The organism is Streptomyces sp. NPDC023723 (assembly GCF_040639815.1).
Lineage (GTDB): Bacteria > Actinomycetota > Actinomycetes > Streptomycetales > Streptomycetaceae > Streptomyces.
In genome coordinates, this window is sequence record NZ_JBFAAP010000006.1 from 31,225 (window position 1) to 55,052 (window position 23,828).

Here is a 23,828-nt window from a genome sequence, read left to right on the forward strand (position 1 = left end):
TGGGAGTGCCCGCGCGACGCCTCGCCCGAAGGTACGCGGACGGGGCCCCGGAGTGTCAGTCCCGAGGCATAGACTTCGACGCTGACTCCCCGGACTGCCCGGAGCCCGTCACCCGCCCGTCACCCTGAGCTCCCCCAGGAGGCCGAACGTGTCCAAGCCGCCGTTCACGCACCTGCACGTCCACACCCAGTACTCGCTGCTGGACGGTGCCGCGCGGCTGAAGGACATGTTCGAGGCCTGCAACAACATGGGCATGACACACGTGGCCATGTCCGACCACGGCAACCTGCACGGGGCGTACGACTTCTTCCACACGGCGCAGAAGGCCGGCGTCACCCCGATCATCGGCATCGAGGCGTACGTGGCGCCCGAGTCGCGGCGCAACAAGCGCAAGATCCAGTGGGGCCAGCCGCACCAGAAGCGGGACGACGTCTCCGGTTCCGGCGGATACACGCACAAGACGATGTGGGCGGTGAACAGCACCGGCCTGCACAACCTCTTCAAGCTCTCCTCCGACGCCTACGCCGAGGGCTGGCTCCAGAAGTGGCCCCGGATGGACAAGGAGACCATCGCCCAGTGGTCCGAGGGGATCGTCGCCTCCACCGGCTGCCCCTCCGGCGAGCTCCAGACCCGGCTGCGCCTCGGCCAGTACGACGAGGCGCTCAAGGCCGCCGCCGACTACCAGGACATCTTCGGCAAGGACCGGTACTTCCTGGAGCTGATGGACCACGGCATCGACATCGAGCACCGGGTCCGCGACGGCCTGCTGGAGATCGGCAAGAAGCTCGGCATCCCGCCGCTGGTCACCAACGACTCGCACTACACGTACGCGCACGAGGCGATCGCCCACGACGCGCTGCTGTGCATCCAGACCGGCAAGAACCTCTCCGACCCCGACCGCTTCAAGTTCGACGGCACCGGCTACTACCTGAAGTCCACCGAGGAGATGTACGCCATCGACTCCTCGGACGCCTGGCAGCAGGGCTGCGCCAACACGCTGCTGGTCGCCGAGATGGTCGACACCACGGGCATGTTCGAAAAGCGCGACCTGATGCCCAAGTTCGACATCCCGGACGGCTTCACCGAGGTCACCTGGTTCCAGGAGGAGGTCCGGCGCGGCATGGAGCGCCGCTTCCCCGGCGGCGTCCCCGAGGACCGGCAGAAGCAGGCCGAGTACGAGATGGACGTCATCATCCAGATGGGGTTCCCGGGCTACTTCCTGGTCGTCGCCGACTTCATCATGTGGGCGAAGAACCAGGGCATCGCGGTCGGCCCCGGCCGCGGATCCGCGGCCGGCTCGATCGTGGCGTACGCGATGGGCATCACCGACCTCGACCCGATCCCGCACGGCCTGATCTTCGAGCGGTTCCTCAACCCCGAGCGCGTCTCCATGCCCGACGTCGACATCGACTTCGACGAGCGTCGGCGCGTCGAGGTGATCAGGTACGTGACGGAGAAGTACGGCGCCGACAAGGTCGCCATGATCGGCACCTACGGCAAGATCAAGGCGAAGAACGCCATCAAGGACTCCGCGCGGGTGCTGGGCTACCCGTACGCGATGGGCGACCGGCTCACCAAGGCGATGCCCGCCGACGTGCTCGGCAAGGGCATCGACCTGAACGGCATCACGGATCCCAGCCACCCCCGGTACAGCGAGGCCGGCGAGATCCGCTCGATGTACGAGAACGAGCCGGACGTCAAGAAGGTCATCGACACCGCCAAGGGCGTCGAGGGCCTGGTCCGGCAGATGGGCGTGCACGCGGCCGGTGTGATCATGTCCAGCGAGCCGATCGTCGACCACGCCCCGATCTGGGTGCGGCACACCGACGGCGTGACCATCACGCAGTGGGACTACCCGCAGTGCGAGTCGCTCGGCCTGCTGAAGATGGACTTCCTCGGCCTGCGCAACCTGACGATCATGGACGACGCCGTCAAGATGGTGAAGTCCAACAAGGGCGTCGACCTCGACCTGCTCTCCCTGCCGCTGGACGACCCCACGACCTTCGAACTGCTCCAGCGCGGCGACACCCTCGGCGTCTTCCAGTTCGACGGCGGCCCGATGCGCTCGCTGCTGCGGCTGATGAAGCCCGACAACTTCGAGGACATCTCCGCCGTCTCCGCCCTGTACCGGCCGGGCCCGATGGGAATGGACTCGCACACCAACTACGCGCTGCGCAAGAACGGCCTCCAGGAGATCACTCCGATCCACAAGGAGCTGGAGGAGCCCCTCCAGGAGGTCCTGTCCGTCACCTACGGCCTGATCGTCTACCAGGAGCAGGTGCAGAAGGCCGCGCAGATCATCGCCGGGTACTCGCTGGGCGAGGCCGACATCCTGCGCCGCGTGATGGGCAAGAAGAAGCCCGACGAACTGGCCAAGAACTTCGTCCTCTTCCAGGCCGGCGCCCGCAAGAACGGCTACAGCGACGAGGCGATCCAGGCCCTGTGGGACGTGCTGGTCCCGTTCGCCGGCTACGCCTTCAACAAGGCGCACTCGGCCGCGTACGGCCTGGTCTCGTACTGGACCGGCTACCTGAAGGCCAACTACCCGGCCGAGTACATGGCCGCGCTGCTCACCTCGGTCAAGGACGACAAGGACAAGTCTGCGGTCTACCTCAACGAGTGCCGGCGCATGGGCATCAAGGTGCTGCCGCCCAACGTCAACGAGTCGATGTCCAACTTCGCCGCCCAGGGCGACGACGTGATCCTCTTCGGCCTCTCCGCGGTGCGCAACGTGGGCACCAACGTGGTCGAGTCGATCATCCGCAGCCGCAAGGCGAAGGGCAAGTACGCCTCCTTCCCGGACTACCTGGACAAGGTCGAGGCGGTGGTCTGCAACAAGCGGACCACGGAGTCGCTGATCAAGGCCGGCGCCTTCGACGAGATGGGCCACACCCGCAAGGGCCTGACCGCGCAGTACGAACCGATGATCGACAACGTGGTCGCGGTCAAGCGCAAGGAGGCCGAGGGCCAGTTCGACCTGTTCGGCGGCATGGGCGACGAGCAGACCGACGAGCCCGGCTTCGGCCTGGACGTGGAGTTCTCCACCGACGAGTGGGACAAGACCTACCTGCTCGCCCAGGAGCGCGAGATGCTCGGCCTCTACGTCTCCGACCACCCGCTCTTCGGCCTGGAGCACGTGCTGTCCGACAAGGCCGACGCGGGCATCTCCCAGCTCACCGGCGGCGACTTCGGGGACGGCGCGGTGGTCACCATCGGCGGCATCATCTCCGGCCTCCAGCGCAAGATGACCAAGCAGGGCAACGCCTGGGCGATCGCCACCGTGGAGGACCTCGCCGGTTCCCTGGAGTGCATGTTCTTCCCGGCGACCTACCAGCTCGTGTCGACCCAACTGGTCGAGGACGCCGTGGTGTTCGTCAAGGGCCGGCTCGACAAGCGCGAGGATGTGCCCCGGCTGGTGGCGATGGAGCTCCAGGTCCCCGACCTGTCCAACGCGGGCACCAACGCGCCCGTGGTGCTCACCATCCCGGCGACCAGGGTCACCCCGCCGATGGTCAGCCGCCTGGGCGAGATCCTCACCCACCACAGGGGCGACAGCGAGGTCCGGATCAAGCTCCAGGGACCGACCAGGACCACCGTGCTGCGCCTGGACCGGCACCGGGTCAAGCCCGACCCGGCGCTCTTCGGCGACCTGAAGGTACTGCTGGGCCCGTCCTGCCTGGCGGGCTGAACCAGCGCCGTACGGCAACGGCACGAGGGGCGCATCCCGCATCGGATGCGCCCCTCGGTGCTTATTCAGCGCCGCGCGTACGTCAGTTGTGACCGAAGCGCTTCTGCCGCTTGCCGCGGACCGCGGAGTCGGTGTTCGCCAGCGGCGGGGCGAGCTGCTCGTCCCGGGACTGCGCGGCGGGCCGGTCCGCCTGCTGCGTACGCTCGGACGGGGACTGCTGCTTACGGTCACGGTTGTTCTTGTTCTTGGCCATGACGGTGCCTCCATCGGGGAATTTAGGGGCCAGGGCCGCGACCAGATTCACATAGGCCGATAAAGAACGCATGTTGGACAATTACCGTCCGTGACAGGGTTCATCGGGGGTCCCGAGCCGCAAACGCCACGCCGAAGATCGAGTTCCGACCGTTAACCCCCGCGCGGTCGGGCAGACTCGAAGCAAGCCCGAAGCAAACCTCCCGGAAAGAGGGTGGAAAGCGTGGACCGCTGCATCGTCCTGGTGGACGCCGGGTATCTGCTGGGGGCCGCCGCCAGTCTCCTCGCCGGGGAACCCTCCCGTTCCCGCATCACCGTCGATCACGCCGCCCTCATCCAGGGACTGCGCGAACGCGCCCAGGCCGACACCGAACAGCCCCTGCTGCGCATCTACTGGTTCGACGGCGCCCCGGACCGCGTCCCGCAGCCCGAGCACCGCAGGCTGCGCGTGATGCCCCGGGTCACCGTCCGGCTCGGCGCGCTGACCCGCAGCGACGGCCGCTGGGCGCAGAAGGGCGTGGACGCCGCCATGCACGCCGAACTGACCGAACTGGCCCGCAACCGCGCCTGTTCCGACGTGGTCCTGGTCACCGGCGACGGCGACCTGCTGCCCGGCATGATGGCCGCCAAGGAGCACGGCGTAGCCGTCCACCTGTGGGCCGTGCAGGCCGCCGACGGCGACTACAACCAGTCCGAGGACCTGGTCGCCGAGGCCGACGAGCGCCGGGTCCTGGACCGCGCCTGGATCACCAAGGCGGTCCGCCCCAAGGAACTGACCGGGGTGTGCGCGCCGCCGCCGGTGCCCCGCCCGGAGATCGCCGCGATCCTCTCCGCGCCGCTGCCCGAGTCGGCGCTGGCCGCCGCGGCCGAGCGGCCCGCCGAGGAGCGCCCGCACCCCGCCCCGCCCGGCACCGCCGCCCGCAACGGCACCGAGGACCGCGGCCCCGCCGCCAGGGGCGTCCCCACCCCCAAGGACCTGGCCGCCCTGCGTGCCCCCGGCCCGGGGCCCGCCCAGCCGCCCGCCAACGCCACCCTGCGCTGGTCCTCCGACAAGGGCTGGGTCGACCGGCCGGCCGCCGAGCCGCCCGAGGCCGCCTCCATGCCGACGCTGGCCCAGCTCACCACCGCCGAACAGCGCTGGGCCGACCGCGAGGAGGACATCACCACGGTCGGCGGCGACCCCTACGAGGTCGGACAGGTGTTCGCCCGCCGGTGGGTGGAGCGCCTCGGCGACCAGGCCGCCCACCTCCAGAAGCTGTCCGGCATGTACCCCCGGGTCCCGCACCGGGTCGACGGCGAGCTGCTGCGCTACGCGGCCCGCTTCGGGCTGCTGGCGCACAAGGACGACCAGATCGACGAGCACGACCGGTACGCGATCCGGGCCGGTTTCTGGCGTGAGATCGGGGTGCGTACGGCGGTGGAGCACAGCCCCGCGGGAGAGTGACAGCCCGGTCGGACCGGGCCCTGTGGGCCGACCCGGGCGTGGCCCGGGGGTGCGGACCCCTTAGTCTCGTCCCTTGTGAGTACGCGCGCGGCACAGGCACTTCGACCCGGTGGCGATGCCGTGTGCGTGGTGCGGGGGCTGACCAAGACCTATCCGGCGCTGCGCGGCCGGCGCGGCACCCCGGCCACCCCCGAGGTCCGGGCCACCGACGACGTGACGCTGGACATCGCGCGCGGCGAGATCTTCGGCCTGCTCGGGCCGAACGGAGCCGGCAAGTCCACCCTGGTACGGCAGCTGACCGGGCTGATGCGGCCCGACTCCGGCACCGTGCGCATCCTCGGCCACGACATCGTCCGGCACCCGGAGCGGGCCGCGCGCATCCTCGCCTACCTCGGGCAGGAGTCCACCGCCCTGGACGAGCTGACGGTCTCGCTCGCCGCCGAGACCACCGCCCGGCTGCGCGGCCTGGAGGTACGGCGGGCGCGGGCCGAGCGGGACGACGTCCTCGACGAACTCGGTCTCACACCGATCGCCGGCCGCCCGCTCAAGAAACTCTCCGGCGGCCAGCGGCGCCTCGCCTGCTTCGCCACCGCGCTGGTCGGGGAGCGGCCGCTGCTGGTCCTGGACGAACCGACCACCGGCATGGACCCGGTGGCCCGCCGGGCCGTCTGGGCCGCCGTCGACCGGCGCCGCGCCGAGCACGGCACCACCGTGCTGCTGGTCACCCACAACGTCATCGAGGCCGAGACGGTGCTGGACCGGGTGGCGGTGCTGGACCGCGGCCGGGTCATCGCCTGCGACTCACCGGCCGGCCTGAAGGAGCAGGTGGCCGGCGAGGTCCGGGTCGACCTGGTGTGGCGCGACGCCGCGCCGCTGCACGTGCCCGAGGTGGCCGCGCTGCGCGACCGCATCACCGAGTCGGGCCGCCGCTGGACGCTGCGCCTGGCGCCCGAGGAGGCCCGCGCGGTCGTCGCCACCGTCACCGGCGGTGCCGCCTTCGCCGCGCTGGACGACTTCACGCTGGCCACGCCCAGCCTGGAGGACGTGTACCTGGCGCTGGGCGGCGCCGCCCGGCAGGGGCTGGTGAGGGCGTGAACACCAGGACGACCGGGGTGCGGGAGCCGGCGGCGTTGAGCACACCGGCCGCCGGGTCCGTACCCACCGAACAGGACGCCCGCCGGAGCGAAGAGGAGCAGCGCGACGTGAGTGTCGTACCCGCCGATGCCCTGCCGGGCGGTCTGCTGGCCGCCGACGAGACGACCGGGCCCGCGGCCGAGCTGGGCCCGCGGGCGCGGCTGTGGCCCGCCCTGGCGGCCGTCTACCGGGCGCAGCTGTCGCGGGCCCGGGTCGCACGCATCCCACTGCTGTTCGTGGCCACCTTCCAGTCCGTCGGCATCATGATCCTGATGCGCGGGGTGGTGGACGGCGGCGACGAGGCGCAGGCCGTGGTGGCCGGCTCGGCGGTGCTGGTGGTGGCGTTCGTCGCGCTCAACCTGCTGGCCCAGTACTTCGGCCAGCTGCGCGGCAGCGGCGGCCTCGACCACTACGCCACCCTCCCGGTGCCGCCGGCCGCGGTGGTGCTCGGCGCGGCGGGCGCGTACGCCTCCTTCACCGTGCCGGGGACCGTGGTCACGGCCGTGTTCGGCTGCCTGCTGTTCGGCCTGCCGCTCACCCACCTGTGGGTACTGATCGCGGTGATCCCGCTGGCCGGTGCCGCGCTGGCCGGGCTGGGCGCGGCCCTGGGCCTGCTCGCGCCCCGGCCGGAACTGGCCACGCTCCTCGGCCAGCTCGGCATGTCGGCGGCCCTGCTGCTCGGGGTGCTGCCCGCCGACCGGCTGCCGCAGGCGGTGCGGTTCGCCCGGGACCTGCTGCCGTCCACGTACGGCGTCGAAGCGTTCGCACGGACGTTCGCGGCGCATCCGGACTGGGCCCTGGTGCTCGCCGACCTCGCGGTGTGCGGGGCGGTCGGAGTGGTCTCGCTGGCCATCGCCACCTGGGCGTACCGCCGGGCGGCCGTCCGGTGACGCGGCGCACAGCCGGGCCTGGCACGATGGCAGGGTGACCGCACCGCTGACTCCTCCGCCGCCACCCCACGAACACTCGTCCGCGTCGCACCAGGGACAGCCGGCGCCGGCCGGCGCGCACCTGACGCACCCCGGGTACGGCGCCCCGGTCGAACCGGACGGACCGGGCCTGAAGGCCGAGGTACGGCAGGCCGCTGTGATCACGGTGGTGGTGGCGGTGTCCGGGGCGCTGCTCGGCGTGCTGTGGTGGTGGCTGGCGCCGAGCGTGCCGCTGGTCGGCGACGTGGTGGACAAGAGCTGGGTGGTCTACCTCAAGGACTCCGAGGGCGAGCAGGCGGCCGGGGTGGACGGCACGTTCACGCTGCTGGCGCTGGCCTTCGGCCTGGTCAGCGCGCTGGTCGTGTTCCTGCTGCGGCGGCGGGGCGGCGTACCGCTGGTCGTGGCGCTCGGCGTCGGCGGACTGCTGGGCGCGCTGCTGGCGTGGCGGGTCGGGGTGTGGCTCGGGCCGACCCAGGACGTGCTCGCGCACGCCCGGGAGGCGGGCAAGGGGGAGACGTTCTCGGCGCCGCTGAAGCTCGGGGCCAAGGGGGCGCTGCTGGCCTGGCCGCTGGCCGGGCTGCTGGTGCACCTGGGGCTCACGGCGTTGTTCGGGCCGCGGGATCCGGAGCCGTACGAAGTCCCCTAGCGTCGTTTCCGGGTGCGGGTGCGTCGTGGTTGGGTTCTCAAGCCGGGCGGCGGCCATGGTTCGCCCGGCGCTTCCTGACGCGCCACCTGCGTTTGCGGGTCCTCTTCGACATGCCCCCTCTGCTTAACGCAGCAGGGGGCTCTCGTCGAGGGGTCAGGCGCGGCCGATCGGGGCCAGCACCGCGTCGGTGAGGCGGGTCAGATCGGCGGGGGCGAGTTCGATCTCCAGGCCGCGGCGGCCCGCCGAGACGCAGATCGTGGGGTGGGCGGTGGCCGAGTCGTCCAGCACGGTGCGCAGCCGCTTGCGCTGGCCGAGCGGGGAGATGCCGCCCCGGACATAGCCCGTGGTGCGCTCCGCGAGGGCCGGGTCGGCCATCGCGGAGCGCTTGCCGCCCACCGCCGCGGCCAGCGCCTTCAGGTCCAGCTTGCCCGCGACCGGGACCACCGCGACGGTCAGCGCCCCGTCGACGTCCGCCACCAGCGTCTTGAACACCCGCTCCGGCGGGACCCCCATCGCCTCGGCCGCCTCCTCGCCGTAGGACGGATGGGCGGGGTCGTGGTCGTAGGAGTGCACCGTGTACGGCACGTCCGCCGCCGTCAGGGCCACCGTCGCCGGCGTTCCCCCCGGCTGCTGCTTCTTCGCCTTCTTCGCCATCGTCGGCAGTTCCTCGTCGATACCGTCAGTTGAGACTGGTCGGGCCGCGCGTCAGCTCCGCCGCGGGCAGTGACGGCAGGGTACGGATGACGGCCGTCTCGGTGCGCAGCAGTTTCAGCTCGTCGCGCAGCCGGGACGCGGTGTCCGGCGCCTGGAGCAGCCGCTGCTTGGTCGGCGTGTCCAGCATCATCGCGGCGGCCACCAGGTAGGACACCACGCCGGGCTCGTCCGGCAGGTCGGCGCCGGTGGTCAGGGACCGCTCGCGCGCCCCGGCCAGCCGCTTCTGGTACTGGCGGAACGCCCGCAGCACCCCCTCGGCCAGCGCGCCCGCCTCGTCGCCGGGCTCCTCGTCGAGGTGCTCCAGCTCGGCGGTCAGGAACGGCCCCGAGGTGTCCACGGAGAGCAGCCGCACCCGGGTGGTGCCGGTCGCCAGCACCTCGAAGGTGCCGCCGGGCCGCTCCCGGATCGTCGCGGCGTCCGCCACGCAGCCGACCTTGTGCAGCGCCTTGACGGGATCGGGGCCGAACCCCGCGGCGGCCCCGCGCTCGGGCACCGCCGTCGGATCGGGCAGCCCCGGCAGGCTCGGCGCCACCTCGTGGCCGTCCCGGATCGCCACGACGGCGAACCGGCGCGGCTCCTCGTCGGGGGTCTTCAGCAGCTCGCGCATCATGGCGCGATAGCGCTCCTCGAACACGTTGAGCGGAAGCACCAGCCCCGGGAACAGCACCGAGTTCAGGGGGAAGAGCGGAAGCCGGACGGTGGTCACGACACGGAAGCCTAATGCGCGCCGCGACCGGCGGGGGAACCGCGCCCGCCGCAGCCCCGCACCGGGACCTCGGCGGCCACCGCCGCGCGGACGCCGTCGCGCACCTGGAGGAACCGGCCGAGCGGGTCGTCCGCCTCCCGGTCCCACGGGAAGGAGGTGGCGTACGGGCCGGTCAGCCGCAGTTGCTCCAGGGCCTCCGGCCGGCGCTCCAGTCGGACCAGGACGTAGGCGAGGAGGTTGCGCAGCTCGGCCGGCCAGGGGTCGGCCGCCGGCTGGGCCGCCGACAGCGCGAGGGCCAGATCGGCGGCCGTGTGCAGGCGCGCCCGGTCCACCGCGCCCGCGCCGCCCCGGGTCAGGCACCGGAAGGCCGCCCGCAGCGGCAGCGCCCGCAGCGCGGAGCCCTCGGGGGCGTCCCGGGCGGCCGTCTCGGCGAAGTCCAGGCACTCGCGGTGGGCGCCGGGCGAGGCGGCGGCCAGGTACCGCAGCGCCGCGAGATGGCAGCCGTAGTGGTGCGGGTCGCGGCGTACCGCCTCGGCCCACAGCCGCTCGAACTCGGCGTGCCCGGCGCGCCGCCCCCGGGCCGAGTCCAGCGCGATCCGCCAGGGCACCGGGTCCCGGCCGCTGTTCGCGGCGGCTTCCGTGACCATCGGGGTGATCTGCCGCAGCGTCTCCGCGCGGTCCGGGGACTCCCAGCACCGGTCGAGGGCCAGCCGCACCGTGACCAGCCGGCCGTCCGGGTCCTCGGGGTCGGCGGCGTGCCAGGCCCGCAGCCACTCGGGGCGCGAGCGGGCGAAGGCGGCCAGCCGGGACGTGTACCGGTCGCGGTGCTCCCAGCGCTCCCGGGCACGGGTGTCGGCCAGCAGCGCGGCGGCGGGTTCGTGCGCGCCGTGCGCGGCGGCGACCAGCGCGGGGGCCAGCCGGTGGTCGGGCGCGTCGAGGAGTACGTCGTCGTCCGAGCAGTCGTCGAAGCAGCCGTCGAAGGACCCGGCGGGCGGGCGGGGGAGAGTGCCTCGCAGCCGAGTCGTGCGGAGGAACGCGCGTAGACGGGCCATGGTGTCGACCATTGAAAGTCCGCAGGTCGGGGCCGCGCCAGAGGGTTCACCGAACCTGCGGAAAGTTGTACGGACGGTGGCAAAGGCACGGTAAAAGGTGAAGGTTTCTCGCATTGCGGCGGCGCATCGGGGGCGTCAGTTCCGGCGCAGTGTCCGGGTCGCGCCCGCCGCCACCGTCGTGGCCAGCACCCAGCCCAGCAGGATCAGCACCGCCGCCAGCCACTGCCAGCCGCCGGTCAGCCGCCAGTAGTTCACCTGGCCCAGGTCGATGACGGGCACCAGCAGGTCCAGCGCGAAGAGCGCGGGGTTCCAGGCCGGATGCTCACCGCCCTTGAGCGGCGCCAGCTCGGCGTACGAGAACGCCAGTGAGCCGGCCGCCCACAGCACCGCCAGCCACACCGCCGCCCGCCCCGGGCGGTAGCCGTAGCCGACGGTCCAGTCCTGGGCGTAGCCCCACAGCTTGGTGCCGACCGGCAGGCCCTCGCGGCGCCGGCGCTGCTTGGCGAGCAGCACCTCGCGTGCCTCCTCCTCCTCGCCGCCGGCCTTGAGCACGGCCGCGAGCAGCTCGTACGGCTCCGGGTTGTACTCGGCGGTCGCGGCGGTCACCCAGGCCAGCCGCTCGGCCAGCGGGAACGGGCCGCGCGGCACCAGGTTCTCGTAGGTGAAGCCGCTCATGTGCAGCCGGCCGGGGCCGGGCCAGCTGTCCGCCCGGTCGATCAGGTTGACCACCCGGGCGCCCGACAGCACCACCCGGCCCAGCGCCGGCCGCTCCCCGAGGAAGCGCAGCTCGGACGCCTGCACCCGGCGCAGCGACAGCTCCTGGTCGTCCTCGCTGAGGACGACGTGGGCCTGCTCGAAGTCGACCGCGTCACCGAACCGTCCGTCGTCCAGCCGGATGCCGCCCCGGCACTCGAACCGCTGGATCCGCGTCCCCTCCGCCGGGGTGGTGCCCATGAACAGCGGATTGCCGAGGCTGCCCGGGGTCAGGTACAGCGAGCGTTCCACGGTCAGCTGCGGGGCGTTCAGCGCGAACCGGGCCCGCGGGTTGAACAGGCGGGCGCCGCGCAGGCTCAGCGAGACGCCGATCTGGGCGCTGCGCAGCCGCAGCTCGCCGTGCGACTCCAGCATGTCCGCCTGGAGGTCCTGGCCGACGGTCAGACCGTCCCCGGCGATGGACCGGCCGCTGCGGTCCTGGTGCACCACCGCCTGGTTGAGCAGCAGGTCGGTGCCTATCTGGGCGTCGGTCAGCCGCACCCCGCCGGAGAACCGGCAGCGCGGCAGATGCAGGTCGCCCTCGGTCTGCAGCCGGGCCGCCTCCAGCCGGGGCACCGCGCAGTCCACCAGCCGCAGCGTCGAGAAGCGCGTCTCCGGCAGCAGGACCTCCCGCTCGAACCGGCAGCGGCGCAGCTCGACGAAGGACACCACGGTGCCGCCCGCGAGGTCCATCGCGCCGCTGATCCGCACGCCGGCCAGCTTCAGCGCGGAGACCCGGCCGGCCAGCGCGGGCGGCCCGTCCAGCAGCAGCCAGCACACGACACGGGCCCGCACGGTGCGCTCGGGGCCCCAGGGCAGCGTGCCGTGCGGGTCGTCCTCGGCCGCGTCGCCGCTGCTCAGGTCGTACATGGTGCCGTTGCGGAACGCCTGCCACATGCCGGCCTCGGCCGCGGTCAGGTCGTCGGGCAGCTCCGCGGCGCGGAGTTCTGCCACTTCGGTCACGACGTTTCACTTCCTCCCCTGCTGATGACGGGTTGTTACCGCCGTACAACCGTTCATGCCCGCAGAGTGAGGTGCCGAACACTCTTGGTGACGACGAAGTTGAGAATCTCACGCTCGGTCATCCCGGCCCCGTATCAGTGAGTGGAATGCGCGAACCGGTGCCGACGCGGGTCTGCGAGAATTGGTCGCGTGATCTCCCGAATCGATCTGCGCGGCGACGCCCTCCCCGAGGGTTCCGCCCTGCGCGACCTGCTGCCCCGTGCCGACTTCGACGTCGCGGCCGCCCTGGACAAGGTGCGGCCCATCTGCGAGGACGTGCATCATCGGGGTGACGCGGCGCTGATCGACTTCGCCGAGCGGTTCGACGGCGTGCGGCTGGAGCGGGTGCGGGTGCCCGCGGCGGCCCTGGAGCAGGCCCTCGACGAGCTGGACCCCGCCGTGCGCGCGGCCCTGGAGGAGTCCATCCGCCGCGCCCGCCTGGTCCACCGCGCGCAGCGCCGCACCGCGCACACCACCCAGGTGGTGCCCGGCGGCACGGTCACCGAGAAGTGGGTCCCGGTCGACCGGGTGGGGCTGTACGCGCCCGGCGGGCGTTCGGTCTACCCGTCCTCGGTGATCATGAACGTGGTGCCCGCCCAGGAGGCCGGCGTCCCGTCGATCGCGCTCGCTTCCCCCGCCCAGGCCGAATTCGGCGGGCTGCCGCACCCCACCATCCTCGCCGCCTGTGCCCTGCTCGGCGTCGACGAGGTGTACGCGGCCGGCGGCGCCACCGCCGTCGCGATGTTCGCGTACGGCACCGAGTCCTGCCCGCCCGCGAACATGGTGACCGGCCCCGGCAACATCTGGGTGGCCGCCGCCAAGCGCTACTTCACCGGGAAGATCGGCATCGACGCCGAGGCCGGGCCCACCGAGATCGCCGTCCTCGCCGACGCCGGCGCCGACCCGGTGCACGTCGCCGCCGACCTGATCAGCCAGGCCGAGCACGACCCGCTGGCCGCCGCCGTCCTGGTCACCGACTCCGCCGAACTGGCCGACGCGGTGGAGCGGGAGCTCCAGCCGCAGGTCGCCGCCACCAAGCACGTCGAGGACCGGATCGTGCCCGCCCTCAAGGGCGAGCAGTCCGCGATCGTCCTGGTCGACGACATCGCCGCGGGCCTGAAGGTCGTCGACGCCTACGGCGCCGAGCACCTGGAGATCCAGACCGCCGACGCCACCGAGGTGGCCGGCCGGGTACGCAACGCGGGCGCGGTCTTCATCGGCCCCTGGGCGCCCGTCTCGCTCGGCGACTACGCCGCCGGGTCCAACCACGTCCTGCCCACCGGCGGCTGCGCCTGCCACTCCTCCGGCCTGTCCGTGCAGTCCTTCCTGCGCGGCATCCACATCGTCGACTACACGCGCGACGCGCTGGCCGAGGTCGCCCACCACGTGGTGACGCTGGCGGAGGCGGAGGACCTGCCCGCGCACGGCGCGGCGATCAAGGCGAGGTTCGACTGGAAGGTTCCCGAGGGCAAGTGAGCGACATCCGCATCGACGATCTCCCCGTACGGGACGAGCTGCGCGGCAAGTCCCCCTACGGCGCGCCCCAGCTGGACGTCCCGGTACGGCTGAACACCAACGAGAACCCGTACCCGCTCCCCGAGGAGCTGGTCGACCGCATCACCGAGCGGGTCCGCGAGGCCGCCCGGCACCTCAACCGCTACCCCGACCGGGACGCGGTCGAGCTGCGCACGCGGCTCGCCGAGTACCTCACCGACACCACCGGCCACCGCGTCGGCGTCGCGAACGTCTGGGCGGCCAACGGCTCCAACGAGGTCATCCAGCAGCTGCTGCAGACCTTCGGCGGCCCCGGCCGCACCGCCATCGGCTTCGAGCCGTCGTACTCGATGCACGGCCTGATCGCGCGCGGCACCGGCACCGGCTGGATCTCCGGTCCCCGCAACGCCGACTTCACCATCGACCTGGCGGCGGCCGAACGGGCCATCGCCGAGCACCGGCCCGACGTCGTCTTCATCACCACCCCCAACAACCCCACCGGTACCGCCGTCCCCCCGGAGACGGTCCGCGCCCTGTACGACGCGGCGCAGGCGGCGCAGCCGTCCATGGTGGTCCTGGATGAGGCGTACATCGAGTTCAGCCACGGCGACTCGCTGCTGTCGCTGCTCGACGGCCGCCCGCACCTGGTGGTCTCGCGGACCATGTCCAAGGCGTTCGGCGCGGCCGGACTGCGCCTCGGCTACCTCGCCGCCGACCCGGCCGTGGTCGACGCCGTCCAGCTGGTCCGGCTGCCGTACCACCTCTCCGCCGTCACCCAGGCGACCGCGCTGGCCGCCCTGGAGCACACCGGCACGCTGCTGAAGTACGTCGAGCAGCTCAAGACCGAACGGGACCGGCTGGTTTCCGAACTGCTCGCCATCGGCTACGAGGTGACCGAATCGGACGCGAACTTCGTCCAGTTCGGACGCTTCGACGACGCCCACGCGGTCTGGCGGCAGATCCTCGACCGGGGCGTCCTGGTCCGGGACAACGGCGTACCGGGGTGGCTGCGGGTCACCGCCGGGACCCCGGCCGAGAACGACGCGTTCCTCGACGCGGTACGTGAACTCAAGAAGGAGCAGACGGCATGAGCCGCGTAGGACGCGTGGAACGCGTGACCAAGGAGACCTCGGTCCTGGTCGAGATCGACCTCGACGGCACCGGCAAGACCGACATCGCCACCGGCGTCGGCTTCTACGACCACATGCTCGACCAGCTCGGCCGGCACGGTCTGTTCGACCTGACCGTGAAGACCGAGGGCGACCTGCACATCGACTCGCACCACACCATCGAGGACACCGCCCTCGCGCTGGGCGCCGCCTTCAAGCAGGCGCTCGGCGACAAGGTGGGGATCTACCGGTTCGGCAACTGCACCGTGCCGCTGGACGAGTCCCTCGCCCAGGTCACCGTCGACCTCTCCGGCCGCCCCTACCTGGTGCACACCGAGCCCGAGACCATGGCGCCGATGATCGGCGAGTACGACGTCACCATGACCCGGCACATCCTGGAGTCCTTCGTCGCCCAGGCCCAGGTCGCCCTGCACGTCCACGTGCCCTACGGACGCAACGCGCACCACATCGTGGAGTGCCAGTTCAAGGCGCTCGCCCGCGCCCTGCGCTACGCCTCGGAGCGCGACCCGCGCGCGGCCGGCATCCTGCCCTCCACGAAGGGCGCGCTGTGAACGGCACCTCGACCGTACTGATCATCGTCGGCCTCTTCCTGATCGGCGGGATCATCTCGTTCGCCAAGCAGCAGATGCCCAAGAGCCTGATCGTGCTGCTCTCCATCGGCGCCGCGATGTGCCTGCTCGCGGGCATCCTGCGACTGGAGGTGTGGAATTGAGCGCCCCCGTGAAAAAGGTCGTGGTCTTCGACTACGGCTTCGGCAACGTGCGGTCGGCCGAGCGCGCCCTCGCCCGCGCCGGCGCCGACGTCGAGATCACCCGTGACTTCGACACCGCGATGAACGCCGACGGTCTGCTGGTCCCCGGCGTCGGCGCGTTCGCCGCCTGCATGCAGGGCCTCAAGGCGGCGCGCGGCGACTGGATCGTCGACCGGCGGCTGGCCGGCGGCCGCCCCGTGCTGGGCATCTGCGTCGGCATGCAGATCCTCTTCGCCCGCGGCATCGAGCACGGCGTCGAGGCGGAGGGCCTGGACGAGTGGCCCGGCACGGTCGGCCCGCTCCAGGCCGACGTCGTCCCGCACATGGGCTGGAACACCGTCGAGGCCCCCGAGGGCTCCCGGCTCTTCGCCGGCCTGGACGCGGCCGCCCGCTTCTACTTCGTGCACTCCTACGCCGTCCACGACTGGACCCTCGAGGTGCACAACCCCGCGCTGACCGCCCCCAAGGTCACCTGGTCCACGCACGGCAAGCCGTTCGTGGCCGCCGTGGAGAACGGCGCGCTGTGGGCCACCCAGTTCCACCCCGAGAAGTCCGGCGACGCCGGCGCCCAGCTCCTCACCAACTGGATCGGAACCCTGTAGCGACATGGCCAAGCTCGAACTCCTCCCCGCCGTCGACGTCCGCGACGGCCAGGCCGTCCGCCTCGTGCACGGCGAGTCCGGCACCGAGACGTCCTACGGCTCCCCGCTGGAGGCCGCTCTCGCCTGGCAGAACTCCGGCGCCGAGTGGCTGCACCTGGTCGACCTGGACGCCGCCTTCGGCACCGGCGACAACCGGGCGCTGATCGCCGAGGTCGCCGCGGCCATGGACATCAAGGTCGAGCTGTCCGGCGGCATCCGCGACGACGACACCCTCGCCGCCGCCCTCGCCACCGGCTGCAAGCGCGTCAACCTGGGCACCGCCGCGCTGGAGACCCCCGAGTGGGTCGCCAAGGTCATCGCCGAGCACGGCGACCAGATCGCCGTCGGTCTCGACGTCCGCGGCACCACCCTGCGCGGCCGGGGCTGGACCCGCGACGGCGGCGACCTCTACGAGACGCTGGCCCGCCTCGACCAGGAGGGCTGCGCCCGGTACGTCGTCACCGACATCGCCAAGGACGGCACCCTGCAGGGCCCCAACCTGGAGCTGCTGAAGAACGTCTGCGCCGCCACCGACCGGCCGGTGGTCGCGTCCGGCGGTGTGTCGTCCCTGGCCGACCTGCGCGCGCTCGCCTCCCTGGTCCCGCTCGGTGTCGAGGGCGCCATCGTCGGGAAGGCCCTGTACGCGAAGGCGTTCACCCTGGAAGAGGCCCTGGAGGCTGTGTCGCTATGACATCCGAAGCCGTACGGCGTGTGCAGAGCGGAAGCGTCTGGGAAGAGTCCTTCGGTTTCTCACGCGCCGTCGCGGCGGGCGACCGCGTGCTGGTCGCGGGCACCACCGCGTTCAAGGGCGACGTGGTCTACGGCGAGGGCGACCCCTACGAACAGGCCAAGGTCGCCTTCACCAGCGCCCTGGAGGCGATCGCCGCCTACGGGCTGGGCGTCGAGTCCGTGATCCGCACCCGCGTCTACCTCGCGCACGCCCGGGACGTCGACGCGGTGGGCCGGGCCCACAAGGAGCTCTTCGACGCGGTACGCCCGGTCACGACCCTGCTGGTCGTGCAGGGCTTCATCGACTCCCGGGTCCTGGTGTCGGTGGAAGTGGAAGCATTCAGAGGCACACCGGAGGAACTTCAGTCATGACCCTGGCGGTCCGAGTCATCCCCTGCCTGGACGTGGACAACGGCCGGGTCGTCAAGGGCGTCAACTTCCAGAACCTGCGCGACGCGGGCGACCCGGTCGAGATGGCCAAGGTCTACGACGCCGAGGGCGCCGACGAGCTGACCTTCCTGGACATCACCGCGTCCTCGGGCAACCGGGAGACGACCTACGACGTGGTGCGGCGCACCGCCGAGCAGGTGTTCATCCCGCTCACCGTCGGCGGCGGCGTGCGCACCGCCGAGGACGTCGACAAGCTGCTGCGGGCCGGTGCCGACAAGGTCGGAGTCAACACCGCCGCCATCGCCCGGCCCGAGCTGATCCGGGAGATCGCCGAGCGGTTCGGCCGGCAGGTGCTGGTGCTGTCCGTGGACGCCCGCCGCACCGCGGCCGGCACCTTCGAGGTCACCACCCACGGCGGCCGCAAGGGCACCGGCATCGACGCCGTCGAGTGGGCGCACCGGGCGGCCGAGCTGGGCGCCGGGGAGATCCTGCTGAACAGCATGGACGCGGACGGCACGAAGGACGGGTACGACCTGGAGATGATCGCGGCGGTGCGGGAGCACGTCACCGTGCCGGTCATCGCCTCCGGCGGGGCGGGCCGGCTGGCCGACTTCCCGCCGGCCGTCGCGGCCGGGGCGGACGCGGTGCTGGCCGCGTCCGTGTTCCACTTCGGCGATCTGCGGATCGGCGAGGTGAAGGAGACGCTGCGGGAGGCGGGGCACGCGGTTCGGTAGCGGTGCGGGTGCGTCGTGGCCGGTCGCGCGGTTCCCCGCGCCCCTGGAGGCGCGTTCACCGCACGTCCTTCCAGGGCGCGGGGAACCGCGCACGGAGGTGTCAGAGGCCGAGCCTCTTGGTCTCGTGCACGCGGGCGATCGCGTCCTTCTCGCCCTCCAGCTCCACCGTCGCCGCGCTCTGCCGCCCGAAGGCGAACAGCAGCAACTCGGACGGCTCGCCGGTGACCGTCACCACCGGCGTACCCCGGTGCGCGACCGCCGTCTGCCCGTCCGGGCGGCGCAGCACCAGCCCGGTCGGCACACCGCGGCCCAGCAGCCGGGCGGTGCGCTCCAGCCGGGACCACAGGGCGTCCTGGAAGACCGGGTCCAGCTCCCGCGGCGTCCAGTCGGGCTGCGCGCGGCGGACGTCCTCGGTGTGGACGTAGAACTCCACCGTGTTCGCCGCCTCGTCGAGCTGCTTGACGGCGAACGGCGAGAAGCGCGGCGGGCCGGTGCGCAGGAGCTGGAGCAGCTCCTCGTAGGGCTTCGCGGCGTACTCCTCCATCACCCGCTCCAGCCGGGACGCCAGCGGCTTGATCACCGCACCGCCCACGGCGTCCGGCCGCCGCTCGCGCACCACCAGGTGCGCGGCGAGATCACGGGTGCGCCAGCCCTCGCACAGGGTGGCGGCGTCCGGGCCCGCCGTCTCCAACAGGTCGGCCAGCAGAAGGCGTTCACGCTTGGCGAAAGTCGACATGGGGCCAGCCTACGGCTCCGCCCCGGGTCCGCACAGTGGACGGCGCCGGGCGGTCCGTTCGGTACGCGGCACAATGGTCGGCATGACCAGCACGCCCCCCGTCCCGCCCAGCGCACTCGACCCGGAACTCGCCGCCCGCCTCAAGCGCGGTTCCGACGGTCTGCTGCCCGCCATCGCCCAGCAGTACGACACCGGTGAGGTGCTGATGCTCGGCTGGATGGACGACGAGGCGCTGCACCGCACACTGACCACCGGCCGGTGCACCTACTGGTCGCGCAGCCGGCGCGAGTACTGGGTCAAGGGCGACACCTCCGGGCACGTCCAGTGGGTGAAGTCGGTCGCCCTGGACTGCGACGCCGACACCGTGCTGGTCAAGGTCGACCAGGTCGGCGCCGCCTGCCACACCGGTGCCCGCACCTGCTTCGACGCCGACGTGCTCCTGAAGGACACCGATCCCGGCACCCCGGCCGGAGATCAGTAAGGTCTGCCGCCATGGACCTCGACACGTTCCGCAAGCTGGCCGCCGACCGACGGGTCATCCCGGTCACCCGCAAGCTCCTCGCCGACGGCGACACCCCGGTCGCGCTGTACCGCAAGCTCGCCGCCGAACGCCCCGGCACCTTCCTGCTGGAGTCGGCGGAGAACGGACGGTCCTGGTCCCGGTACTCCTTCGTCGGCGTGCGCAGCGCCGCCACCCTGACCGAGCGGGACGGCCGCACCCACTGGATCGGCACCCCGCCGGTCGGCGTCCCGGTCGAGGGCGACCCGCTCGCCGCGCTGCGCGCCACCGTCGAGACCCTGCACACCCCCCGCCAGGACGGCCTGCCGCCGTTCACCGGCGGCATGGTCGGCTACCTCGGCTACGACATCGTCCGCCGCCTGGAGAAGGTCGGCCCGGGGGAGCGCGACGACCTTCGGCTCCCCGAGCTGACCATGCTGCTGACCAGCGACCTCGCCGTGATGGACCACTGGGAGGGCACGGTCGTACTGATCGCCAACGCGATCAACCACAACGACCTGGCCACCGGCGTCGACGAGGCGTACGCCGACGCGGTCGCCCGGCTGGACGCGATGGAGGCCGACCTGTCCCGCCCGGTGGCCCAGCCGCCCGCCGCGCTGCCGCCCTCCGAGCTGCCCGAGTACACCGCCCGCTGGGGCGGCCCCGACTTCCAGCGGGCGGTCGAGGACATCAAGGAGCGCATCCGGGCCGGGGAGGCTTTCCAGGTCGTCCCCTCCCAGCGCTTCGAGACGCCGTGCACCGCGAGCGCCCTGGACGTCTACCGGGTGCTGCGGGCCACCAACCCCTCCCCGTACATGTACCTGTTCCGCTTCGACGGCTTCGACGTGGTCGGCTCGTCCCCGGAGGCACTGGTCAAGGTCGAGGACGGCCGCGCGCTGCTGCACCCCATCGCCGGCACCCGGCACCGCGGCGCCACCCCGCAGGAGGACCAGGCCCTCGCCGACGAGCTGCTCGCCGACCCCAAGGAGCGCGCCGAGCATCTCATGCTCGTCGACCTCGGCCGCAACGACCTGGGCCGGGTCTGCGAACCGGGCTCCGTCGAGGTCGTCGACTTCATGTCGGTGGAGCGCTACTCGCACGTCATGCACATCGTCTCCACGGTCACCGGACAGGTCGCCGCCGGCCGCACCGCCTTCGACGTGCTCACCGCCTGCTTCCCGGCCGGCACCCTCTCCGGCGCCCCCAAGCCGCGCGCCCTCCAGATCATCGACGAACTCGAACCCGCCCGGCGCGGCCTGTACGGCGGCTGCGTCGGCTACCTCGACTTCGCCGGCGACTCCGACACCGCCATCGCCATCCGCACCGCCCTGCTGCGCGACGGCACCGCCTACGTCCAGGCGGGCGCCGGGATCGTCGCCGACTCCGACCCGGTCGCTGAGGACACCGAGTGCCGCAACAAGGCGGCGGCGGTGCTCCGCGCGGTGCACACCGCGGGCCGGCTCGCGGAAGGGACGAGGCTCACGTGAACCCCGGGTGACCGATTGCCCGGGGTTCAGGCGATAGTGGAGTACGTGACTGCTGCTGTTCCTTCCCCCCGTACCGAAGCCGCCGGGCCCGCCCGGTCCGGCCGCCACAGCCTCGCCCTCGCGCTGCTGAGCGGCGCGCTGGGCGCGGCCGTCGCCCTGCTGGCCACCCGCCAGGAGTGGTCCCACGGCACCGCGACGGTGGCCGGCGGCGACTTCCCGCTGACCGCCCAGGGCAGCGACGTCACGGGCGTGCCCGCGGCGCTCGCCATAGTGGGCCTGGCCGCGCTGGTCGCCGTGTTCGCCGTCCGCCGCGCCGGCCGGTACGCGGTCGCCGCGCTGCTCGCGCTGTGCGGCGTGGGCACCATCGTCGCCGCCGTGACCGGCGCCTCGGACAGCGCCGCCCTCGACGACCAGGCCGCGCAGGCGGCCGGCGCCACCTCGGCCACCGTGCACGCCCTCGGCCACACCGCCTGGCCCTACGTCGCGGCGGCGGGCGGTGTGCTGCTCCTGCTGGCCGGACTGCTCGCGCTGCGCTACGGCCGCCAGTGGCCCGCCATGTCCGGCCGCTACGAACGCTCCGGCGCCCCCCGCCCGCGCCGCCCCGCCAGGGCGGCGGACCCGGACCGCCCCGAGGAACTCTGGAAGGCCCTGGACCGCGGCGAGGACCCGACCGGCGCCTGAGCCGCCGCGCGGGCGCGATTACCGCCGCGCGCGCGTGGGCACTCGTGCCCCGCCGCACCCGGCCCCGCGGACCCGCGCGTCCCACCCGCGTTGCGCACCCCACCGCACACCGCACGCGCGCGTGCGGGAGAATGAGCGGGAGCGTCCAGCTCAAGCACGTACACAGCAGCGACACGTACACAGCAACGAGGAGCCAGCAATGTCGGACAGCAGCCACGGCCACACCCCGGCCGCCTGGACCGGTGTCATCATCGCCTTCATCGGGTTCTGCGTCGCGGGCGTCTTCATGGTGATGGCCCAGCCGGTGGGCTTCTGGGTCGGCATGGTGATCACCCTCCTCGGCGCCGTCGTCGGCGGGATCATGCGCATGATGGGCATGGGCCAGCCGAAGGACACCCACCCGGTGCACAAGACCACCGAGCCGGGGCAGCGGCAGCCGGCCGGCATCAAGGCCTGACCGGGCCCGCGCGCACCACACGGCCGAGGGGCGGCCGGCACCCGAGTGCCGGAGCCGCCCCTCACGCACGTCCCGGGACCGCCCCGCACGCCCGCCCAGGGGGCACAATGCGGGACATGGACGCCGACCGCCGGGACCCGCCGCACGACCTGCCGCAGCCGCCCGCCCGCGGCACCGCCCGGGCCGCCCGGCTGGCCGCGCCGGCCGCCGCGCTCGCCGCCGTCGCCGCGGCCTTCGGCTACGTCGGGACCGTCGACCCCAACGAACCCGGCCACTACCCGGTCTGCCCGCTGCTGCGCTTCACCGGCGTCTACTGCCCCGGCTGCGGCGGCCTGCGCAGTGCCCACGCGTTCATCCACGGCGACCTGCCGGCGGCGCTCCAGGCCAACGCCCTGGCGGTGGTCGGCTATCTGGCCCTGGCCGCCCTGTGGACCGTCTGGGTGGTCCGCGCGGTCCGCGGCCGCCCCGCGCGCCTCGACCTGGGCCCCGTCCACCTGTGGACGCTGGGCGGATCGCTGCTGGTCTTCACCCTGGTCCGGAACCTGCCGTTCGGCGGCTGGCTGCACCCCTGAGCACCACTTGACCACCACGGGACCGGCCCGGTGGGCAGCGCGGCGTCAACCGGATGCGAGACCGCCGCCCTCCTGCGGATACCATCGAAGCGAAGCCGTACCGAGAACCGAACCGCCCGGAACTGGAAGGGGACCGCTCGCGTGAGTGTGCTCGACGAGATCATCGACGGAGTCCGTGCCGACCTCGCGGAGCGGCAGGCTCGGGTCAGCCTCGACGAGCTCAAGGAGCGCGCCGCCAAGGCCCCCGCCGCCAAGGACGGCGCCGCCGCGCTCAAGGGCGACGGTGTCAAGGTCATCTGCGAGGTCAAGCGCTCCAGCCCGTCCAAGGGCGCGCTGGCCGCCATCGCCGACCCCGCCGCCCTCGCCGCCGACTACGAGGCGGGCGGCGCCGCCGTCATCTCGGTCCTCACCGAGCAGCGCCGCTTCGGCGGCTCGCTGGCCGACCTGGAGGCGGTCCGGGCCCGGGTGGACATCCCGGTGCTGCGCAAGGACTTCATCGTCACCTCCTACCAGCTGTGGGAGGCCCGCGCGTACGGCGCCGACCTCGCGCTGCTGATCGTCGCCGCCCTGGACCAGCCGGCCCTGGAGTCGCTGATCGAGCGCGCCGAGTCCATCGGTCTCACCCCGCTGGTCGAGGTCCACGACGAGGACGAGGTGGACCGCGCGGTCGAGGCCGGCGCCAAGGTCATCGGGGTCAACGCGCGCAACCTGAAGACCCTCAAGGTCGACCGCGGCACCTTCGAACGGGTCGCCCCCGAGATCCCGGAGGGCCTGATCAAGGTCGCCGAGTCCGGCGTCCGCGGCCCGCACGACCTGATCGCCTACGCCAACGAGGGCGCCGACGCCGTCCTGGTCGGCGAATCCCTGGTCACCGGCCGCGACCCGAAGACCGCGGTGGCCGACCTGGTGGCGGCCGGCGAACACCCGGCCATCCGGCACGGCCGCGGCTGACCTCCCGGTAGGCTGGTTTCCGATGACCCTCTCGATCGCCCTGGCCCCCCGGGACCCGTACGCCCGCCTCGCGCGCGGCTGCCGGCCCCGCGGCTGCCGCGCCCCCGCGCGGCGCGTCCACGGCCGCCGGGTGCGCTACGTGATCGGCGACGAGCCGGGTCAGGTGAACGGCATGCGATGGCCGCGGCGCCCCCGAAGGGGCGCGGGGAACTGCGCGACCAGCCCCGACGGGCCCGCACGCGCCTGACCACCCCGC

General features: G+C 72.7%; 26 protein-coding genes. 20 read left to right on the plus strand and 6 right to left on the minus strand.

Annotation, left to right across the window (positions count from 1 at the left end):
* Positions 1-148 precede the first annotated feature (148 nt).
* Positions 149-3,688: a DNA polymerase III subunit alpha gene (gene dnaE, locus AB0G32_RS09580; RefSeq protein ID WP_361160630.1), complete on the plus strand. Its 3,540-nt coding sequence runs from the start codon at positions 149-151 to the stop codon at positions 3,686-3,688.
* Positions 3,689-3,770: 82 nt separating this feature from the next.
* Here dnaE and AB0G32_RS09585 read toward each other — a convergent pair whose 3' ends face one another.
* Positions 3,771-4,013 (minus strand): hypothetical protein, encoded by a 243-nt coding sequence (locus AB0G32_RS09585; protein WP_361160633.1) that lies wholly within the window; start codon positions 4,011-4,013, stop codon positions 3,771-3,773.
* A gap of 150 nt (positions 4,014-4,163) precedes the next feature.
* Here AB0G32_RS09585 and AB0G32_RS09590 point away from each other — a divergent pair, with 150 nt between their 5' ends.
* The 4 genes from AB0G32_RS09590 to AB0G32_RS09605 all read left to right on the plus strand — a co-directional run bounded on the left by AB0G32_RS09590 (position 4,164) and on the right by AB0G32_RS09605 (position 8,093).
* Positions 4,164-5,384: an NYN domain-containing protein gene (locus AB0G32_RS09590; RefSeq protein ID WP_361160636.1), complete on the plus strand. Its 1,221-nt coding sequence runs from the start codon at positions 4,164-4,166 to the stop codon at positions 5,382-5,384.
* Between the two features lie 120 nt (positions 5,385-5,504).
* Positions 5,505-6,479: an ABC transporter ATP-binding protein gene (locus AB0G32_RS09595; RefSeq protein ID WP_361160638.1), complete on the plus strand. Its 975-nt coding sequence runs from the start codon at positions 5,505-5,507 to the stop codon at positions 6,477-6,479.
* A 107-nt stretch (positions 6,480-6,586) separates the two neighbouring features.
* Positions 6,587-7,408 (plus strand): ABC transporter permease, encoded by an 822-nt coding sequence (locus tag AB0G32_RS09600; protein ID WP_361161138.1) that lies wholly within the window; start codon positions 6,587-6,589, stop codon positions 7,406-7,408.
* Between the two features lie 34 nt (positions 7,409-7,442).
* The gene (locus AB0G32_RS09605) at positions 7,443-8,093 is read left to right on the plus strand and encodes an AAA family ATPase (protein WP_361160641.1); all 651 of its coding nucleotides are present in this window, start codon (positions 7,443-7,445) and stop codon (positions 8,091-8,093) included.
* 153 nt (positions 8,094-8,246) lie between these two features.
* Here AB0G32_RS09605 and ybaK read toward each other — a convergent pair whose 3' ends face one another.
* The 4 genes from ybaK to AB0G32_RS09625 form a co-directional block, all read right to left on the minus strand.
* Positions 8,247-8,747, minus strand: a complete 501-nt coding sequence (ybaK, locus tag AB0G32_RS09610) for a Cys-tRNA(Pro) deacylase (RefSeq protein ID WP_361160644.1) — start codon at positions 8,745-8,747, stop codon at positions 8,247-8,249.
* Positions 8,748-8,772: 25 nt separating this feature from the next.
* Positions 8,773-9,513: an LON peptidase substrate-binding domain-containing protein gene (locus tag AB0G32_RS09615; protein WP_361160647.1), complete on the minus strand. Its 741-nt coding sequence runs from the start codon at positions 9,511-9,513 to the stop codon at positions 8,773-8,775.
* An 11-nt stretch (positions 9,514-9,524) separates the two neighbouring features.
* Positions 9,525-10,577, minus strand: coding sequence for a hypothetical protein (locus AB0G32_RS09620; RefSeq protein WP_361160650.1), 1,053 nt, complete (start codon positions 10,575-10,577; stop codon positions 9,525-9,527).
* 123 nt (positions 10,578-10,700) lie between these two features.
* Positions 10,701-12,281 (minus strand): oxidoreductase, encoded by a 1,581-nt coding sequence (locus tag AB0G32_RS09625; RefSeq protein WP_361160653.1) that lies wholly within the window; start codon positions 12,279-12,281, stop codon positions 10,701-10,703.
* A gap of 189 nt (positions 12,282-12,470) precedes the next feature.
* On the opposite strand from AB0G32_RS09625, the gene hisD reads away from it, so the two are divergent.
* Genes hisD through hisF form a run of 8 tightly spaced genes read left to right on the plus strand, consistent with a single transcriptional unit; the run spans position 12,471 to position 18,189 of the window.
* The gene (gene hisD, locus AB0G32_RS09630) at positions 12,471-13,796 is read left to right on the plus strand and encodes a histidinol dehydrogenase (RefSeq protein WP_361160656.1); all 1,326 of its coding nucleotides are present in this window, start codon (positions 12,471-12,473) and stop codon (positions 13,794-13,796) included.
* Positions 13,793-14,905, plus strand: coding sequence for a histidinol-phosphate transaminase (locus AB0G32_RS09635; protein WP_361160659.1), 1,113 nt, complete (start codon positions 13,793-13,795; stop codon positions 14,903-14,905). Before hisD ends, AB0G32_RS09635 begins: the two co-directional genes overlap by 4 nt.
* Complete coding sequence (gene hisB / locus AB0G32_RS09640; protein WP_215167901.1) at positions 14,902-15,495, plus strand: imidazoleglycerol-phosphate dehydratase HisB; 594 nt, start codon at positions 14,902-14,904, stop codon at positions 15,493-15,495. Before AB0G32_RS09635 ends, hisB begins: the two co-directional genes overlap by 4 nt.
* Positions 15,492-15,656, plus strand: coding sequence for a hypothetical protein (locus AB0G32_RS09645; protein ID WP_361160663.1), 165 nt, complete (start codon positions 15,492-15,494; stop codon positions 15,654-15,656). Before hisB ends, AB0G32_RS09645 begins: the two co-directional genes overlap by 4 nt.
* Positions 15,647-16,297 carry an imidazole glycerol phosphate synthase subunit HisH gene (hisH, locus tag AB0G32_RS09650; protein WP_361160666.1) on the plus strand — a complete coding sequence of 217 codons (651 nt, stop codon included), beginning with the start codon at positions 15,647-15,649 and terminating at the stop codon, positions 16,295-16,297. The genes AB0G32_RS09645 and hisH overlap by 10 nt, the downstream gene beginning before the upstream one ends.
* A gap of 4 nt (positions 16,298-16,301) precedes the next feature.
* Positions 16,302-17,027, plus strand: a complete 726-nt coding sequence (gene priA, locus AB0G32_RS09655; protein ID WP_361160669.1) for a bifunctional 1-(5-phosphoribosyl)-5-((5-phosphoribosylamino)methylideneamino)imidazole-4-carboxamide isomerase/phosphoribosylanthranilate isomerase PriA — start codon at positions 16,302-16,304, stop codon at positions 17,025-17,027.
* On the plus strand, positions 17,024-17,437 hold the full coding sequence (locus AB0G32_RS09660) for a RidA family protein (protein ID WP_361160672.1): 414 nt from the start codon (positions 17,024-17,026) through the stop codon (positions 17,435-17,437). The genes priA and AB0G32_RS09660 overlap by 4 nt, the downstream gene beginning before the upstream one ends.
* A complete protein-coding gene (hisF, locus tag AB0G32_RS09665) occupies positions 17,434-18,189 on the plus strand; it encodes an imidazole glycerol phosphate synthase subunit HisF (RefSeq protein ID WP_361160675.1) in 756 nt (251 codons plus the stop codon). The genes AB0G32_RS09660 and hisF overlap by 4 nt, the downstream gene beginning before the upstream one ends.
* A gap of 100 nt (positions 18,190-18,289) precedes the next feature.
* On the opposite strand, the gene AB0G32_RS09670 is transcribed toward hisF, so the two are convergent.
* Positions 18,290-18,925 carry a TIGR03085 family metal-binding protein gene (locus AB0G32_RS09670; RefSeq protein ID WP_361160678.1) on the minus strand — a complete coding sequence of 212 codons (636 nt, stop codon included), beginning with the start codon at positions 18,923-18,925 and terminating at the stop codon, positions 18,290-18,292.
* A gap of 82 nt (positions 18,926-19,007) precedes the next feature.
* Between AB0G32_RS09670 and hisI the strand changes: the two genes are divergently transcribed.
* The 7 genes from hisI (at position 19,008) to AB0G32_RS09705 (ending at position 23,819) form a co-directional block, all read left to right on the plus strand.
* A complete protein-coding gene (gene hisI, locus AB0G32_RS09675; protein ID WP_361160681.1) occupies positions 19,008-19,406 on the plus strand; it encodes a phosphoribosyl-AMP cyclohydrolase in 399 nt (132 codons plus the stop codon).
* Between the two features lie 11 nt (positions 19,407-19,417).
* The gene (locus AB0G32_RS09680; protein WP_361160684.1) at positions 19,418-20,911 is read left to right on the plus strand and encodes an anthranilate synthase component I; all 1,494 of its coding nucleotides are present in this window, start codon (positions 19,418-19,420) and stop codon (positions 20,909-20,911) included.
* Between the two features lie 36 nt (positions 20,912-20,947).
* Complete coding sequence (locus AB0G32_RS09685) at positions 20,948-21,592, plus strand: TIGR02234 family membrane protein (protein ID WP_361160687.1); 645 nt, start codon at positions 20,948-20,950, stop codon at positions 21,590-21,592.
* Between the two features lie 199 nt (positions 21,593-21,791).
* Positions 21,792-22,049 carry an HGxxPAAW family protein gene (locus tag AB0G32_RS09690; protein WP_361160690.1) on the plus strand — a complete coding sequence of 86 codons (258 nt, stop codon included), beginning with the start codon at positions 21,792-21,794 and terminating at the stop codon, positions 22,047-22,049.
* A gap of 116 nt (positions 22,050-22,165) precedes the next feature.
* Positions 22,166-22,621, plus strand: a complete 456-nt coding sequence (locus AB0G32_RS09695; RefSeq protein WP_361160693.1) for a DUF2752 domain-containing protein — start codon at positions 22,166-22,168, stop codon at positions 22,619-22,621.
* Positions 22,622-22,762: 141 nt separating this feature from the next.
* Entirely contained in the window at positions 22,763-23,572 is an 810-nt protein-coding gene (trpC, locus tag AB0G32_RS09700) for an indole-3-glycerol phosphate synthase TrpC (protein WP_361160696.1), read from the plus strand.
* Positions 23,573-23,594: 22 nt separating this feature from the next.
* The gene (locus AB0G32_RS09705; RefSeq protein ID WP_361160699.1) at positions 23,595-23,819 is read left to right on the plus strand and encodes a hypothetical protein; all 225 of its coding nucleotides are present in this window, start codon (positions 23,595-23,597) and stop codon (positions 23,817-23,819) included.
* Positions 23,820-23,828 lie beyond the last annotated feature (9 nt).